Genomic DNA, 15,699 nt, shown 5'->3' with positions numbered 1-15,699 from the left:
CCTTGAAGGAATCTCCATGAGTTACGCCAGCAACGACGAAATCCGCGGTGTCCTGATCCAGGCCGGGCACGAACGCGTGCTGCTGCCCAACGCCACCGTCGCCGAAATGATGTCCAAGGTGCCGGTCGAAACCGTCCCCGATGCACCGGCCTGGCTGGTCGGGCAGATCGCCTGGCACGGCTGGGACGTCCCGCTGCTGTCCTTCGCCCGGTTGTCCGGGCAGGGCGACGAGCCGGTGGTGGCCAACAACAAGGTGGTGGTGCTCAAGGCGCTGGGGGGCAATCCCCGCCGGCCGTACTTCGCCCTGCTGACCCAGACCTTCCCGCAGCTGATCGCGGTTCCGCGCGACGGCCTGCTGGCCGACGCCTCCGAGGACACCCTGCCGCAGGGCGTTCACATGCGCGTGCTGCTGGGCGAGCAGAGCGCGCTGCTGCCCGATCTGGATGCGCTGGAAGCGGCGCTCGACGAAGCCTTCCCCGTCGCGGGGTGAGGAAAAAACAGGGACGGAGGTAGTTAATCGGCACGATTAACTACCTCCGTCCCCGTTTCTGTCCGTCCCCGTTTCTGTCCCCGTTTCTGCTTCAGCCCAGATCGCCCAGACGCGCCTGCACGGCGGCGATGGCGGCCAGACCCGCGGTCTCGGTGCGCAGCACGCGCGGGCCCAGCTGCAAGCCCTGGAAGCCCGCTGCGGCCAGCGCCTGGCGGTCACGCGGCGACCAGCCGCCTTCCGGGCCGATCGCGATCACCACGCCGCCCGGTGCGGCTGACAGGGTGGACAAGCGGTGCTCGCCCTGCGGATCCAGGGTCAACTTCAATGCCTCGGCCGCGACCCCATTGGCGGCGTCCTGGAGCGATTGTGGAGGGGCCACGCTGGGCACGCGGGCGCGGCCGGACTGACCGCAGGCCGAGACCACCACGCTGTGCCAATGCGCCAGGCGCTTCTCGGCGCGGGCCGCATCCAGCTTCACTTCGGTGCGCTCGGCATTGACCGGCACGAAGGCCTGCACGCCCAGCTCCGTGGCCTTCTGCAGGATCAGGTCCATCTTCTCGCCGCGGGCGATGCCCTGCAGCAGGGTGATGTGCAGCGGCGATTCGTTGTCCAGTGCGGTGGCGCTCTCGATCCGCACCTGCGCATCGCGCTTGCCCACGGTGACCAGGGTGGCGCTGTAGTCCTGGCCATCGCCGTTGAACAGCACGCAGCCGTCGCCTTCGCGCAGGCGCATCACGCGGACCAGATGATTGGCGGCGTCCTCGGGCAGCGCCAGGGTCTGGCCGACCGCCAGCGGATGATCGATATGGCTGCGGGTCACGCGCATGCGACGGCCTCGTCGATGGCGGCCAGGGTGGTCAGGGCAAGCAGATCCAAGTGTTCATCCTCCACGCAGTACGGCGGCATCCAATACAGCACATTGCCCAGCGGGCGCAGCACCACCCCGCGCTTGAGCGCGGCCTTGTAGGCGTGCAGCCCGACCCGGGCCTCGGCCGGGAACGGCGTGCGCTTGTCGCCATTGCGGGTCAGTTCGAAGGCCACCACCATCCCGGCCTGGCGCACATCGGCGACGTGCGCGTGGTCGGCGAACGGCGCGGCCAGGGTGCGCATCACCTCGGCGGTGCTGCGGTTGCGCGCGATCACGTCCTCCCCGGCGAAGATGTCCAGGGTGGCCAGCGCGGCGGCACAGGCCAGCGGATTGCCGGTGTAGCTGTGCGAATGCAGGAAAGCGCGCTCGCGCGAATCATCGAGGAAGGCGTCATACAGGGCCTGCGTGGCCAGCACCGCCGACAGCGGCAGGAACCCGCCGGTCAGGCCCTTGGACAGGCACAGCAGGTCCGGCATCACCCCGGCCTGCTCACAGGCGAACATCGTGCCGGTGCGGCCGAAACCGGTGGCGATCTCATCGGCGATCAGGAACGCACCGTTGGCATCGCACAGCGCGCGCGCACGCTGCAGATAGACCGGGTCGTACATGCGCATGCCACCGGCGCACTGCAGGCGCGGCTCCAGGATCACCGCGCAGATCTCGCCCGGGTGCTGGTCGAACAGCGTGGCCAGCGCATCGGCGGCCTGGTGCGCGCGCTGCGCGGCGCTCTGGCCCGGCTCGGCCAGGTAGGCATCGGGCGAGGGGGCGAACAGCGCCTCGGTCAGCAACGGCGCATACACGCGTCGGTACAGCGGGATGTCACCGACCGACAGCGCGCCCAGGGTTTCGCCGTGGTAGCCGTTCTCCAGCGCGACGAAGCGGGTGCGGTGGTTCTCGCCGCGGTTGCGGAAGTAGTGGAACGCCATCTTCAGCGCCACCTCGACCCCGGCCGAGCCGTTGTCGGCATAGAAGACCTTGGCCAGCGGATCGCGCCCGGTCTGGCGCGGGGCAATGGCCAGCAGGCGCTCGGCCAGCCGTACCGCAGGCTCGTGGCTGAAGCCGGCCAGCATCACCTGTTCCAGCCGGGTGGCCTGCTCGGCGATGGCCGCACCGATGCGCGGTTGCGCATGGCCGAACAGATTGGTCCACCAACTGCTCACCGCATCCAGATAGCGATGGCCATCGTGGTCGATCAGCCACGGGCCTTCGCCGCGAGCGATCGGCAGCAGGGGCAGGGTGTCGGGGTGCTCGCGCATCTGCGTGCACGGGTGCCACAGCACGGCCAGATCGCGTTGCCGCCACTGATCGGCCAGCGTGAGGGGGGCTGGGTCTGCTAGCATTTCGGGCTCATGAACACGTTTTCACCAGTACCCATTCTAGAGATGCTCGCATGAGCCGTCGCCTGCCCATCATCCACCAGATCACGGACGAGGAAAGCGGGCCGTTCCAGCGCCAGCATCTGGATCTGGAGTTTTCCAACGGCGAACGCCGCCGCTTCGAGCGGCTGGTGACCCGCGGCCACGGCGCCGTGGTGGTGGTGCCGATGCTCGATGACGAGACCGTGCTGCTGGTGCGTGAATACGCCGCCGGCATGCACCGTTACGAGCTGGGCCTGGTGAAAGGCCGCATCGACGCCGGCGAAACGCCCGAACAGGCCGCCGACCGCGAATTGAAGGAAGAGGCCGGTTACGGTGCCCGGCGGGTCGACGTGCTGCGCGCGATGACCCTGGCCCCGACCTACATGAGCCACCAGTCGTGGCTGGTGGTGGCGCGCGATCTGTACCCCGAGCGCCTGGTCGGCGACGAGCCGGAGGAGTTGGAGGTCGTGCCGTGGAAACTGGCCGATCTGGATCAGTTGATGCTGCGCGAGGATTTCTCCGAAGGCCGATCGCTGGCGGCGCTGTTCATCGCCCGCGAGTGGCTGGGACGGAAGGAATGATCAAACTCACGACGGATCTGCGCGAAACCGTCATCGCCATCGCCCAGGACGCAGCGGCCGCCATCATGGCGGTGTACGCCACGCCGTTCGATGTGGAGATCAAATCCGACCACAGTCCGGTCACCGCTGCAGATCTCGGTGCCAACCAGGTGATCGAGCGCGGGCTGGCGCAGCTGACCCCGGAGCTGCCGATCCTCTCCGAGGAATCGGCGCAGGTGCCGTGGGAGATCCGCCAGCACTGGGGCGCCTACTGGCTGGTCGACCCGCTCGATGGAACCCGCGAATTCGTCAAACGCAACGACGAGTTCAGCGTCAACATCGCGCTGATCTACCAGGGCGCGCCCGCGTTCGGGGTGGTGCTGGCCCCGGCCACCGGCCAGGTCTGGCACGCCATGCGCGGCGAGCTCGCCTACCGCCGCGATGGCATGCGTGATTCGGTGCTGCGCACCCGCACGCCGGCTTCGGCACCGCTGCGGGTGGCGGCCAGCCGCTCGCATCGCAGCGCGCAGACGCAGGCCCTGCTGGACCGCATGGGCGATATCGAGGTGCTCGCCCAGGGCTCTTCGCTGAAGTTCTGCCGGCTGGCCGAAGGCACGCTCGACGTCTACCCGCGGCTGGGCCCGACCTCGGAATGGGATACCGCAGCCGGCCAGTGCGTATTGCACGCGGCCGGTGGCGCGGTGCTCTCGGCCGAGACCGGCAAGCCGTTCCGCTACAACCGCCGCGACACCCTGTTGAACGGTGACTTCATCGCGCTGGGCGATACCCGCCTGCCGTGGCGCGCGTGGCTGCCCGCTTGACCTGACTGGAGCAACGATGCCTGCCACCCCTGAACTGGACCGCCTGCTGGGCATCATGGCGCGCCTGCGCGATCCGTTGCAGGGCTGCCCCTGGGACCTGCAGCAGGACTTCGCCAGCATCGCGCCCTACACGATCGAGGAAGCCTACGAGGTCGCCGATGCGATCGACCGCGGCGACCTCGACGATCTCAAGGACGAACTCGGCGACCTGCTGCTGCAGGTGGTCTTCCATGCGCAGATGGCGCAGGAGCAGGGCGCCTTCGCGTTCGCCGACGTCGCCCGCGCGATCAGCGACAAGATGGAGCGCCGCCATCCGCACGTGTTCGCCCAGGTCCAGGTGGACGGGGCCGAGGACGTCAACAGCAACTGGGAGGCGATCAAGCGCGCCGAGCGTGCCGCCAGGGGCCACACCGACACCTCCGTGCTGGCCGGCATCTCGCGCGGCCTGCCGGAATGGCAGCGGGCGGTGAAGCTGCAGGCGCGCGCGGCACGGGTCGGTTTCGACTGGCCGGGCCCGGCGCCGGTGATGGACAAGGTGCGCGAGGAGCTGGACGAGGTTGCCGCGGAATTCGCGCGCGGCCCGGTCCAGGAGAACCACGCGCGCCTGCAGGAAGAACTCGGGGACCTGCTGTTCGTCTGCGCCAATCTGGCCCGTCACGCCAAGGTGGACGTGGGCGCCGCCCTGCGCCTGGCCAACCACAAGTTCGAACGCCGCTTCCGGGCGATGGAAGCCCAGGCCGAGGCCGCCGGGCAGTCGATGGCCGCACTCGACCTGGACGCGCAGGAAGCGCTCTGGCAGCAGGCCAAGGCGGACGAGCCCAAGCCGTGAAGACGCTGCTGCTGTTCGTGCTGACCGCGGTGGCCGAGATCGTCGGCTGCTACCTGCCGTGGCTGTGGCTGCGCAGGGACGGAAGCGCGTGGCTGCTGCTGCCGGCCGCCGCCAGCCTGGCGGTGTTCGCCTGGCTGCTGACCCTGCACCCGACCGCCAGCGGGCGGGTCTATGCCGCCTATGGCGGGGTCTACATCGGTACCGCGCTGCTGTGGCTGTGGCTGGTCGACGGCATCCGCCCCGGCCGGTGGGACCTGCTCGGCGTCGGCCTGTGCCTGGCCGGCATGATGGTCATCATGTTCGCCCCGCGCACCGCCTGATCCGGATCGGCACCGGTCCGCGGAAAACCCCTACGGTCGCGTGAAGACGGCGTGGCTATACTCGGACCTACGATTCCGGGGAAAGGGAGTGACCTGATGTTTCCGACCATGCTGTTCTCGCTGGTACTGGCCTTCGTGGCCGTCGTCATCCTGTTCAAGGCCGTGCGGATGGTGCCGCAGGGCTACGAATGGACCGTGGAGCGCTTCGGCCGCTACACCCACACCATGTCGCCCGGCCTGCATTTCCTGATCCCGATCGTGTACGGGGTGGGCCGCAAGGTGAACATGATGGAGCAGGTGCTGGACGTGCCCAGCCAGGAAGTGATCACCAAGGACAACGCTGCGGTGCGCGTGGATGGCGTGGTGTTCTTCCAGGTGCTCGATGCCGCCAAGGCCGCCTACGAGGTTGCCAACCTGGAAGTGGCGATGATCGCCCTGGTGCAGACCAACATCCGCACCGTGATCGGCTCGATGGACCTGGATGAATCGCTCAGCCAGCGCGAGGTGATCAACGCCCAGCTGCTGAGCGTCGTCGACCATGCCACCAACCCCTGGGGCGTAAAGGTCAACCGCATCGAGATCCGCGACATCCAGCCGCCGCGCGACCTGCTCGACGCGATGGCGCGGCAGATGAAGGCCGAGCGCGAGAAGCGCGCGCAGATCCTGGAAGCCGAAGGCTCGCGCCAGTCCGAGATCCTGCGCGCCGAGGGCGAAAAGCAGGCCACCGTGCTGGAGGCCGAGGGCCGCAAGGAAGCCGCCTTCCGCGATGCCGAAGCGCGCGAGCGCCTGGCCGAGGCGGAAGCCAAGGCGACCACGATGGTCTCCGAGGCGATCGCCCAGGGCGACGTGCAGGCGATCAATTACTTCATCGCGCAGAAGTATGTGGAAGCATTCAAGGAACTGGCGACGTCGCCGAACCAGAAGCTGGTGCTGATGCCGATGGAGGCCAGCGGCGTGATCGGCTCGATCGCCGGTGTCGCCGAACTGGCACGCGAGGCGTTCGCCAAGCAGGAAGAGAAGAAAGCCACGCGCGGCGTCCCGCCGCGGATCGGAGGCTGACATGCGCTGGGAAGTCGTGGCCTGGGGCGCGCTGGCACTGGTGCTGTTCGCCGCCGAGGCGCTCGCGCCCGGCGCCTTCATGTTGTGGATCGGGATCGGCGCCGCCGCCGTGTTCGTGCTTGTCGCGGTGTTCGCCGACATCCCGCTGCTGTGGCAGGTGGTCGCCTTCGTGGTGCTCAGCGTCGTCTCGATCCAGTGCTACCGGCGTTGGGGGCGATCGCATGATCGCCAGAGCGACCAGCCGCTGTTGAACCGGCGCGCCGAGCAGCTGATCGGACGGGTGGTCGTGCTCGACCAGGCCATCGTGGCCGGCAAGGGCCGGGCCAAGATCGACGATGCGTTCTGGGTGGTGGCCGGGCCGGATCTGCCGGCCGGCAGCCCGGTGCGGGTGGTGGCGGTGGAGGGCATGACGCTGAAGGTGCAGCAGGCCTGATCCGCGGTTTTCCCGCACCGCCGCAGGCGTTGTGAAGGCGGTTCTGGGATAATGCTTTCTTGCCTTCATTCCCCCGGAACCGGTCATGACCCAGAAGACGCTTCTCAATGATACCCACCGCGCACTCGGCGCCAAGATGGTCGATTTCGGTGGCTGGGACATGCCGATTCATTATGGTTCGCAGCTGGACGAGCACCACCTGGTGCGCAGCGATGCCGGCATGTTCGACGTCAGCCACATGACCGTGGTGGACCTGCGCGGTGATCAGGTCAAGCCGTTCCTGCGCACCCTGCTGGCCAACTCGGTGGACAAGCTGAAGGCGACCGGCAAGGCGCTGTACTCGTGCATGCTCAATGCCCGCGGCGGGGTGATCGACGACCTGATCGTCTATTACATGGCCGACGATTTCTTCCGCATGGTGGTCAACGCCTCGACCCGCGAAAAGGACCTGGCCTGGATCCGTGAGCAGGCGGCCGCCTTCAACGTGGAGGTCATCGAGCGCGAAGACCTGGCCATCATCGCGGTGCAGGGCCCGACGGCACGCGAGCGGGTGATCGGCCTGCTGGGCGAGAGCGATCGCGCCGCGCTGGAAAAGCTCGGCCGGTTCGCCGCGCTGGAAACCACCACCGCCGACGGCACCCCGCTGTTCCTGGCGCGTACCGGCTACACCGGTGAGGACGGTTTCGAAATCCTGCTGCCGCAGACCGCCGTGGTCGCGTTCTGGACGGCGCTGACCGCCGCCGGCGTGCGCCCGGCCGGCCTGGGCGCGCGCGACACGCTGCGCCTGGAAGCGGGCATGAATCTCTATGGCCAGGACATGGACGAAGAGATCACCCCGTACGAAGCCGGCCTGGCCTGGACCGTGGCACTGGACGAAGGCCGTGACTTCATCGGGCGCGACGTGCTCGAGGCGCAGAGGACGGCCGGCAACGCCCGTCAGCTGATCGGCCTGGTGATGGACGAAAAGGGCGTGCTGCGCCACGGCCAGGTCGTGCTGACCGCCAGCGGCGAAGGCGAGATCCTGTCCGGCACCTTCTCGCCGACGCTGGGCAAGGGCATCGCGTTCGCGCGCGTGCCGGGCGGCGACCTGGGCGACGTCCGCGTCGACATCCGCGGCAAGCAGGTCCCGGTGCGCGTGGTGAAGTTCCCGTTCGTGCGCGAAGGCCAGGCCCAGCCCGGCGTGTTGATCGACGGCTGATGCCGTGAAGTACCCGGTGCGGACGCATGCGCATCCGCGCCGGTTGGTTACACTACCCCCGTTTCTTGACCCCCCCTGATATTCCTCGGAGCAGTCCCATGAGCGAGATCCCCGGCGACCTCAAATTCCTCAAGTCCCACGAGTGGGCACGCGTTGAAGGCAACGGCCGCGTCACCGTCGGTATTTCCGACCACGCCCAGGGCCTGCTTGGCGACCTGGTCTACGTTGAACTGCCGGAGGTTGGCCAGGAGGTCAAGGCCGGCGAACAGGCGGCGGTGGTCGAGTCGGTCAAGGCGGCTTCGGACGTGTACAGCCCGATCACCGGCACCGTCGTCGAGGTCAATGCGGCCCTGAGCGACAAGCCGGAAACCATCAACGAAGACGCCTACGGCGACGGCTGGATCTATGTCGTCGAAGTGGCCGGCCTGGACGAAGTCAACGAACTGCTGGGTCCGGACGACTACGCCGAGCTGCTGGAAAACGAAGATCACTGATCGCGTTTCCGGTGAGAAGAACGGCCGCCTGGTGCGGCCGTTTTTTTTTGCCCGCGCGCCGGGTGCGTGTCGATGCCGTTAGTAGTGCGTGAGGGTCGTGCGTGTTGCGGACCTGCATAGCGCGCGAACCGACCGCCTCATGACGATCGGTCCGGTGTCGATGCGCGCCGGTGATCTGGCCCGCGTCGACGACCGACGGCATGCCGATGCGGGATCGATGTGGACGCGTCGGCGACGTTCTAGCGCCGATGGCAGGCACGAACGCGTCGGTGCCGGACGGTCAAAAGTTTGCGCAGTTACGCGAATCGGGTCGAAAAAAGCGCGGGCGGATGTGAAAAGTTTTTCGGTCCGTTTAAGGTCCGCACGGGCAGTCCCGCGGCGGGTGCGGTCCAACCCGGTGCGCGTCCACGGCGATGCCGCAGTACACGGCGATGTTGCGATGTCGCGACACGAAAGTGCTTCTTTTAAGTGTTTTTCTTTTCGACGGTGTCAGCGCCTGCTTGCATGCGGTGCCCGCGCGGGCGATGCCGTGGCGCGCTTGCGGGGTGATCGCAGGGCGCGGCGGGGGCGTCGCGGCAAGGCGCCGGTGTGAAAATTTTTCGCCGGGGTTGTTGACAGTGAAAAAAAGCGTGATTAGGTTTCGCCTCAGCAGACCTTGCCTGCGAACAGAGTGAGCAGAATCGACATCAAGTCGCGAAGCACAACCTGGACATCCACCTCGCGTCCGATGACGGTGGAGATGGCTTCGCTTCCTTCAGCGAACCGCAAGACCCTTCCTGATCCGATATCTGCCTGGCCGCACATGGCAGGTGTCTCCGTATCCGTCACGACGCGCATGACGCGACGGCGGTCCCCGCGACGCAGCAACGGCGGGTTTGCTTTACCTGGGCGTTTCCACTCCATAGATCACTGACGAGGAGCCATCCCATGGCAACCAAGAAAGCTGCGAAGAAAAAGCCGGCCGCCAAAAAGGCAGCCAAGAAGGTCGCTAAGAAGGCGACTGCCAAGAAGACCGTGAAGAAGGTAGCCAAGAAGGCGGCTGCCAAGAAGACGGTGAAGAAGGCGGCCAAGAAGGCGACCGCCCGCAAGGCAGCCGTGAAGAAGACGGCGAAGAAGGCCGTGAAGAAGACGGCAAAGAAGGCCGCGACCAAGAAGACCGCGAAGAAGGCAGTGAAGAAGACGGCGAAGAAGGCCGTCAAGAAGACTGCGAAGAAGGCAGCCGCCAAGAAGACCGCGAAAAAGGCGGTAAAGAAGACGGCCAAGAAGGCGACCCGCAAGGTAGCCAAGAAAGCCGCTCCGAAGAAGGCTGCCAAGAAGACCGCCAAGAAGGCCACCCGCAAGGTAGCCAAGAAGGCCACGGCCAAGAAGGCGACCGCCCGCAAGGCTCCGGCCAAGAAGGCGTCGGCCAAGAAGGCAGTGAAGAAGGTCGCAAAGCGCAAGCCGGCCGTTCGCAAGAAGAAGGCCGCTCCGGTCGCCCTGCCGGCAACCCCGGCACCGCTGATCTAAGTTTTTCCCGATAGCCGTACCTGAGACTCCTTCCCTGGCAGCCCAGCGGGGAAGGAGTTTTTTTATGGGCGACGCCAAAAGAGCGCACAAAAAAGGCGACCCTGAGGTCGCCTTTTTTGATGCCACTCGCGGGCGGGATCAGCGCGGCGAGGCGACCGCCCGGTTCGACGAAACGCCCTTGCGCTTGCCCTGCGGGGCGGCGTCTTCGGCCATCAGGTTGTCGCTGCCGAAGTCGGTGTCCACGTCCAGCCAACGCTGGGTCGGCAGGCCCATCGCCTGGTCGAGCACGGTCGGCAGCAGGCCGCTGGGCAGGCTGCTTTCGCCGTTCCACATGATCGCGATGCCGAGGTCGCGCTCGGGGATCAGCGCGACCAGGCCGCGATAGCCCTGGACGGCGCCGGCGTGGAATATCACTTCGTGGCCGGCGTAATCGAAGGTGCGCCAACCGAGGGCATAGCCGGCCGAGTTGAGGCGTTCGCGGCGCCAGCCCGAACGCAATTCGCCCGGGGTGCTGATCAGGCTGGCGTGCAGCGTGGCCAGCAGCGGGGCGGGCAGCACGTCGGGGCGGTGACCGGTGTGGGCCAGCAGCCACTGCGCCATGTCACTGGCGCTGGCGTTGACGCCGGCGGCCGGGGCGAGGCGATAGTAGGTCGGCTTGGGTGTCAGTGCGACCCAGCCGTTGCGGCTGCGCACGTGCGGGCGTGCCCAGCGCGAGCTGGCCTGGATACCGGCGAGGCCGAGGCTGGCGTCGTCCATGCCCAGCGGCTTGAACAGGCGGCGCTCGACCGATTGCTCGTAGAAGCTGCCCGAGGCGGCGTAGACCACGTCGCCGATCAGGCTGAAGGCCACGTTCTGGTACGCATAGCAGTCGCCGGGCAGGCACTTGAGCGAGGTGGCGGCCAGCTTGTGGGTGAGCGTGTAGTACTCGGCGTTGGCTTCGACGTCGCGGTCGTAGGCGTTGTAGGGCAGGCCGACGCGATGGCTGAGCAGGTCGGCCACGGTCAGGCGCTCGGTCGCTTCGGGCGTGCTCAGCTGGAAGCCGGGCACATAGTCGGTGACCTTGCTGTCCCAGCGCAGCGTGCCGTCGTTGACCAGCAGGCCGGCCATGGTGCCGGCGAAAGCTTTGGACAGCGAGGCCAGGCGGAATACGGTGTGGGCATCGACCTGCTGCGGGTTGTTGACGTCGGTGACGCCGTAACCGCGCGCGCTGAGCACGCGTCCGCCCTGGACGATCGCCACGGCCATGCCGGGCACGCGTTCACCATAGGTAAGCTGCTGCGCCATCGATTCGATCGAGGCGACGTTGAAGCCCTGCGCAGGCGGCTGCACCTTCAGGCCGGCGGCCGTGGTGCGATACGCGGCAGGCTGGGTGTGCGGGGCGGCGCTGGGCGCCGACTCCTCGATGTTGACCGGGAACGCGGCGGGCGCCGTGGCGGGCGTCTGCGCGGTGGAAGACATGGCGATGGGCATCAACATGCCCAACAACCCGGTGGCCGCCGAACGGATCGGTCGGCGCCTGTTGTTCTGGTTCATCGTGTGGGTGCCCGTGCGCGACTGCTGGGACCGATTCTAGCGCCGCTTTTCGCCATTGCACAAACGAATCGAAGATGAATGCGTATCACATTGAAAACGTGCGGGTTTTGCCGGTCCCGACAGGCTGAGGTCGCACACGTCGAACGGGGGCGCAGCGCACCCCTGTTCAGCCAGCCGCGGCCGCCCGGATCCAGTGGGCGGCGCGTTCGGCGATCATCAGGGTCGGCGCGTTGGTATTGCCACTGACCAGGCGCGGCATCACCGAGGCATCCACCACCCGCAGCCGCTCGGTGCCGTGCACGCGCAGGGTCGGGTCGACCACGGCCTCGGGGTGCCGGCCCATCGCGCAGGTGCCCACCGGGTGGTAGATGGTCTCGGCCTTGGCCCGGATGAAGGCGTCCAGTGCGGCGTCGTCCAGATCGGTACCGGAGGGAAACACCGGCGCGCCGCGCCAGCGATCGAAGGCGGGTTGGCGCAGGATCTCCGCGGACAGGCGCGCGCATTCGCGCATCATCTTCAGGTCATGGCCGTCGGCATCGCCCAGATAGTTGGCCTGGATACGCGGCGGCGAGCGTGCGTCGGCATCGCGCAGGCGCAGCTGGCCACGGCTGCGCGGGTGCAGGGGACAGGCATGCAGGGTGTAGCCATCGCCGGGCAGCCGATGGCGCCCGTGGTTGTCGAGCATCGCCGGGACGAAATGGAACTGCACGTCGGCGCGCGCATCGGTGGCCAGCGACGAGCGGGCAAAGCCGCCGGCCTCGGCCAGGTTGCTGGTGCCGGCACCCCGGTGGCCGCGCAGGAAGTAATCGACGGCGATGCGCAGCTCGCTGCTGCGGTCGTAGCTGACGCCCGGCCCGGTGTGCACGACGGTGCAGATGTCGAGGTGGTCCTGCAGGTTGCGGCCGACCCCGGGCAGGTCCACGCGCGGGGTGATGCCATGGCAGCGGAGCGCATCTGCTGCGCCGATGCCGGACAGCATCAGCAGGTGGGGGGAGTGGATGGCGCCGGCGCTGAGGATCACCTCCGCTGCCGCGCGCGCATGCAGGTGGCGACCCGCGCGTCGATAGTGCACACCGGTCGCCGTCGTGCCCTCGAAGCTCAGCGCGGTCGCCTGCGCGCCGGTGAGCACGGTCAGGTTGCGCCGCTGGCGCGCGGGGCGCAGGTAGGCATCGGCGCTCGAACACCGTGCACCGTCGCGCTGGGTGACCTGGTACAGGCCCACGCCGAGCTGCTGTTCGCCGTTGAAGTCGGGATTGTGCGCGTGGCCGGCTTCCCGTGCGGCGGCGATGAAGGCAGCCGAGAGGGGATTGTGGTGGCGCAGGTCGGAGACCGACAGCGGGCCGGCATCGCCGTGCAGCGCGCTGGCCCCACGACTGTTGCGCTCGCTGTGCAGGAACCACGGCAGCACCTGCTCCCAGCCCCAACCGGTGGCGCCGCCGGCTGCCCAGCCGTCGTAGTCGTCAGGCACGCCGCGCACGTAACACATCGCGTTGATCGAACTCGATCCTCCCAACACCTTGCCGCGTGGCCACCACAGGCGCCGGCCGCCGAGCGCGGGCTCCGGCTCGGTCTCCAGGTTCCAGTTGATGCGGCGGTTGTTGACCAGCCGCGCCAACCCGGCCGGCATGTGGATGAAGGGGTTGGTATCGCGCGGGCCGGCTTCCAGCAGCAGCACCCGGCAGGCCGGGTCTTCGCTGAGCCGGTTGGCCAGCACGCAGCCGGCCGAGCCGGCCCCAATCACGATGTAGTCGTACATGCCGCTCCTTGCCGGGGTGCCCGCCGAGCATAAGACAGGTTGGGGCAGGCCGGGGCTGCGCCATGGGCCACGCAGCGTTGCGCCGATGGCCGCGCCGGACGCTGGCGATGTTGCGGTGCATCGTTTACCTTGCGCGCTTCGACGACCGGAGTTCCCCGCATGCTGCCGTTGCAACGCCCCTTGTCCGCGGAGAGCGGGCAATGACCGCGGCGGCCGGAACCGGCGCGGCCGCCAGTGGCATGCTGGGTGCCTGGCGCCGATCGCCCCCGCTGATCTGGGCCTCGATCTACTTCTTCTGCCTGCTCAGCGGCTACTACGTGTTGCGCCCGGTGCGCGAAGCGATGGCGGCCTCCTCCGATCTGCAGACGGTGTTCCCGCTGCCGCTGATCGCGTGGTTCGCCGAGCATGGCATCGCCCTGCAGGACTACGTGCTGCAGTTCCTGTTCACCTGCGTGTTCTTCATCATGCTGGTGCTGCAGCCGCTGTACGGGGCGCTGGTGAGCCGCTATCCGCGCCGGGTCTTCCTGCCGGTGGTGTACGGGTTCTTCATCGTCACCCTGCTCGGGTTCTACGTGATGTTCGAGACCGGCACGCCCGGGCGCGGCATGGCGTTCTTCTTCTGGATCACGGTCTTCAACCTGTTCGCGGTGGCGGTGTTCTGGAGCTTCATGGCCGACGTGTTCTCCAACGTGGAGGCGCGCGCGTACTACGGCTACCTCGGCGCCGCCGGCACGATCGGGGCGTTCCTGGGGCCGATCATCACCTCGGCGCTGGTACAGAAGGTCGGCATCGCCAACCTGATGCTGGTCTCGGCCGGCTTCCTGCTGATCTGCCTGGGCTGCATCTGGCGGCTGCGGCTGTGGGCGGTGGCACGCGAACAGGAGCGGCAGCTGGTGTCCGGCGAAACGCCGATGGGCGGCAGCGTGTTCGATGGCCTGAAGCTGATCGTGCGCGAGCCGCTGCTGCGCTGGCTGGCGCTGATGGTGCTGTTCGGCGTGGGCGTGGGCACGCTGCTGTACAACGAGCAGGCCTCGATCGTGCGTCGGTTGTACACCGACCCGGCCGCCAGCACCGCGTTTTTCTCGCGCGTGGACCTGGCGGTGAACGCGCTGACCCTGATCATCCAGCTCGGGGCGACGCGCTGGCTGCTGTCGCGGTACGGGATCGCCCCGGCGCTGTTGATTCCAGGTGTGGCGATCATCATCGGGTTCTCGGTGTTGGCTGCCTCGCCGCTGCCGCTGATGGTCGCGATGGTGCAGGTGATGACCCGCGCCAGTGAATTCTCACTGGCCAAGCCGGCGCGCGAGACCCTCTACACCCGTGTGGACCGCCAGTGGCGCTACAAGGCCGGCGCGGCGATCGACACCGTGGTCTACCGCGGTGCGGACCTGAGCTTCGCCTGGCTGCACAAGGGGCTGTCCCTGTTCGGTTCGCACATCGTGTTCGTCGGTGGCCTGGTCGTTGCCGGTGCGATGACCGTTGCAGCGCTGGGCCTGCTGCGCGAAGAAAAGAAGCTGCCGGGCGAGCGCCCGGAGTAAGCTCTCTGCATTACGTTCTGGAAGCCTGCCCATGTATTGGATCGCGCTGTCGTTGACCCTGCTGGTCGCCCTGCTGCACGTGTATTTCCTGGTCCTGGAAATGTTCCTGTGGACCAAGCCGCTGGGCCTGAAGACCTTCCGCAATACGCCGGAGAAGGCGGAGACCACGCGGGTGTTGGCGGCCAACCAGGGCCTGTACAACGGCTTCCTCGCCGCCGGCCTGTTCTGGGGCCTGTTCGATCACCTGCCGATGCTGGTCAACTTCATGCTCGGCTGCGTGATCGTGGCCGGCTGCTATGGCGCGTACAGCGTCAACAAGCGGATCTTCTTCATCCAGGCGGTGCCGGCGATCCTGGCCGTGGCGGCGTGGTGGATGGTGCCGGCCTGATCTGCGATGTGGAGCCACCCCATGGGTGGCTGCGCGCGCACGATCAACGTTTGACCGGCGACACCCACATTGCGATCCGCGCCTCGAACACCGCCGTGCCGGCGTCATTGCGGACCTGCACCTTCACCGGCAGCGCGTAGCCGGCCTCGGCGGCGACGATCGGCTGCTCCGGTGTCGCCACGGCATGCTGGGTACCGGTCGCCTTGGCCAGGTACTGCACCTCCATGCCCTTCGGGATCCAGCGCATGCCCTTGGGCAATGACGCATCCACCATCAGCCCGGCAGTGAGTTCGGCCAGGTTGCACAGCGCGATCGCGTGCACGGTGCCGATGTGGTTGGTGACCCTGCGCCGGTGGGCGATGCGCCCTTCGCAACGGCCCGGTTCAAGCAAGGTGATGCGCGGGGCGATGCTGGCGAAATAGGGTGCCTTGAAACACACCGCGCGCGAGAACAGCCAGGGGCCGGCGGGCCAGCGCTGCATGCGCCGGTAGAGATTCAACAGTGGAGCGGACATGCAGAATCTCCCTGTAAAAACGGCGGACCGAAGT

The 15,699-nt window shown here is 67.5% G+C and carries 17 protein-coding genes; 12 read left to right on the top strand and 5 right to left on the bottom strand.

Features of this window, described 5'->3' with window-relative positions; all coding sequences use genetic code 11:
- Positions 1-16 precede the first annotated feature (16 nt).
- Positions 17-490 carry a chemotaxis protein CheW gene (locus ABE424_RS12675; RefSeq protein ID WP_176990619.1) on the top strand — a complete coding sequence of 158 codons (474 nt, stop codon included), beginning with the start codon at positions 17-19 and terminating at the stop codon, positions 488-490.
- A 91-nt stretch (positions 491-581) separates the two neighbouring features.
- Here the strand turns inward: ABE424_RS12675 and ABE424_RS12670 are convergent, their stop codons facing one another.
- Together ABE424_RS12670 and bioA are read right to left on the bottom strand one after the other, a co-directional pair.
- On the bottom strand, positions 582-1,316 hold the full coding sequence (locus ABE424_RS12670; RefSeq protein ID WP_346491578.1) for a 16S rRNA (uracil(1498)-N(3))-methyltransferase: 735 nt from the start codon (positions 1,314-1,316) through the stop codon (positions 582-584).
- Complete coding sequence (gene bioA / locus ABE424_RS12665) at positions 1,307-2,698, bottom strand: adenosylmethionine--8-amino-7-oxononanoate transaminase (protein ID WP_346491579.1); 1,392 nt, start codon at positions 2,696-2,698, stop codon at positions 1,307-1,309. The genes ABE424_RS12670 and bioA overlap by 10 nt, the downstream gene beginning before the upstream one ends.
- Before the next feature lie 50 nt (positions 2,699-2,748).
- On the opposite strand from bioA, the gene nudE reads away from it, so the two are divergent.
- From nudE to ABE424_RS12620, 9 genes are all read left to right on the top strand, one after another.
- Positions 2,749-3,297, top strand: a complete 549-nt coding sequence (gene nudE / locus ABE424_RS12660; protein WP_121039027.1) for an ADP compounds hydrolase NudE — start codon at positions 2,749-2,751, stop codon at positions 3,295-3,297.
- Positions 3,294-4,097: a 3'(2'),5'-bisphosphate nucleotidase CysQ gene (gene cysQ / locus ABE424_RS12655; protein WP_346478798.1), complete on the top strand. Its 804-nt coding sequence runs from the start codon at positions 3,294-3,296 to the stop codon at positions 4,095-4,097. Before nudE ends, cysQ begins: the two co-directional genes overlap by 4 nt.
- A 16-nt stretch (positions 4,098-4,113) precedes the next feature.
- Positions 4,114-4,926 (top strand): nucleoside triphosphate pyrophosphohydrolase, encoded by an 813-nt coding sequence (gene mazG / locus ABE424_RS12650; protein WP_346491580.1) that lies wholly within the window; start codon positions 4,114-4,116, stop codon positions 4,924-4,926.
- On the top strand, positions 4,923-5,246 hold the full coding sequence (locus ABE424_RS12645) for a YnfA family protein (RefSeq protein ID WP_346491581.1): 324 nt from the start codon (positions 4,923-4,925) through the stop codon (positions 5,244-5,246). Before mazG ends, ABE424_RS12645 begins: the two co-directional genes overlap by 4 nt.
- A gap of 96 nt (positions 5,247-5,342) precedes the next feature.
- The gene (locus ABE424_RS12640) at positions 5,343-6,305 is read left to right on the top strand and encodes an SPFH domain-containing protein (protein WP_046272684.1); all 963 of its coding nucleotides are present in this window, start codon (positions 5,343-5,345) and stop codon (positions 6,303-6,305) included.
- A gap of 1 nt (position 6,306) precedes the next feature.
- Complete coding sequence (locus ABE424_RS12635; protein ID WP_346478795.1) at positions 6,307-6,738, top strand: NfeD family protein; 432 nt, start codon at positions 6,307-6,309, stop codon at positions 6,736-6,738.
- Between the two features lie 85 nt (positions 6,739-6,823).
- On the top strand, positions 6,824-7,936 hold the full coding sequence (gene gcvT / locus ABE424_RS12630) for a glycine cleavage system aminomethyltransferase GcvT (protein WP_346491582.1): 1,113 nt from the start codon (positions 6,824-6,826) through the stop codon (positions 7,934-7,936).
- A 98-nt stretch (positions 7,937-8,034) separates the two neighbouring features.
- Positions 8,035-8,430: a glycine cleavage system protein GcvH gene (gene gcvH / locus ABE424_RS12625; RefSeq protein ID WP_179460306.1), complete on the top strand. Its 396-nt coding sequence runs from the start codon at positions 8,035-8,037 to the stop codon at positions 8,428-8,430.
- Positions 8,431-9,357: 927 nt separating this feature from the next.
- Positions 9,358-9,936 carry a hypothetical protein gene (locus ABE424_RS12620; RefSeq protein WP_346491583.1) on the top strand — a complete coding sequence of 193 codons (579 nt, stop codon included), beginning with the start codon at positions 9,358-9,360 and terminating at the stop codon, positions 9,934-9,936.
- 138 nt (positions 9,937-10,074) lie between these two features.
- On the opposite strand, the gene ABE424_RS12615 is transcribed toward ABE424_RS12620, so the two are convergent.
- Positions 10,075-11,412, bottom strand: coding sequence for a serine hydrolase domain-containing protein (locus ABE424_RS12615; RefSeq protein WP_346491584.1), 1,338 nt, complete (start codon positions 11,410-11,412; stop codon positions 10,075-10,077).
- Positions 11,413-11,635: 223 nt separating this feature from the next.
- Complete coding sequence (locus ABE424_RS12610) at positions 11,636-13,225, bottom strand: choline dehydrogenase (protein WP_346491585.1); 1,590 nt, start codon at positions 13,223-13,225, stop codon at positions 11,636-11,638.
- Positions 13,226-13,425: 200 nt separating this feature from the next.
- On the opposite strand from ABE424_RS12610, the gene ABE424_RS12605 reads away from it, so the two are divergent.
- Both ABE424_RS12605 and ABE424_RS12600 read left to right on the top strand, forming a co-directional pair.
- Positions 13,426-14,763, top strand: coding sequence for an MFS transporter (locus ABE424_RS12605; protein ID WP_346491586.1), 1,338 nt, complete (start codon positions 13,426-13,428; stop codon positions 14,761-14,763).
- A gap of 31 nt (positions 14,764-14,794) precedes the next feature.
- Positions 14,795-15,151 (top strand): DUF1304 domain-containing protein, encoded by a 357-nt coding sequence (locus ABE424_RS12600; RefSeq protein ID WP_176990606.1) that lies wholly within the window; start codon positions 14,795-14,797, stop codon positions 15,149-15,151.
- A gap of 43 nt (positions 15,152-15,194) precedes the next feature.
- Here the strand turns inward: ABE424_RS12600 and ABE424_RS12595 are convergent, their stop codons facing one another.
- Entirely contained in the window at positions 15,195-15,665 is a 471-nt protein-coding gene (locus ABE424_RS12595; RefSeq protein WP_346491587.1) for a hotdog fold domain-containing protein, read from the bottom strand.
- Positions 15,666-15,699 lie beyond the last annotated feature (34 nt).

The organism is Stenotrophomonas sp. TWI1149, assembly GCF_039673155.1.
Lineage (GTDB): Bacteria > Pseudomonadota > Gammaproteobacteria > Xanthomonadales > Xanthomonadaceae > Stenotrophomonas > Stenotrophomonas maltophilia_AA.
The sequence above is the reverse complement of the archived record's forward strand: the minus strand, read 5'-3'. Positions and strand labels throughout refer to the sequence as shown.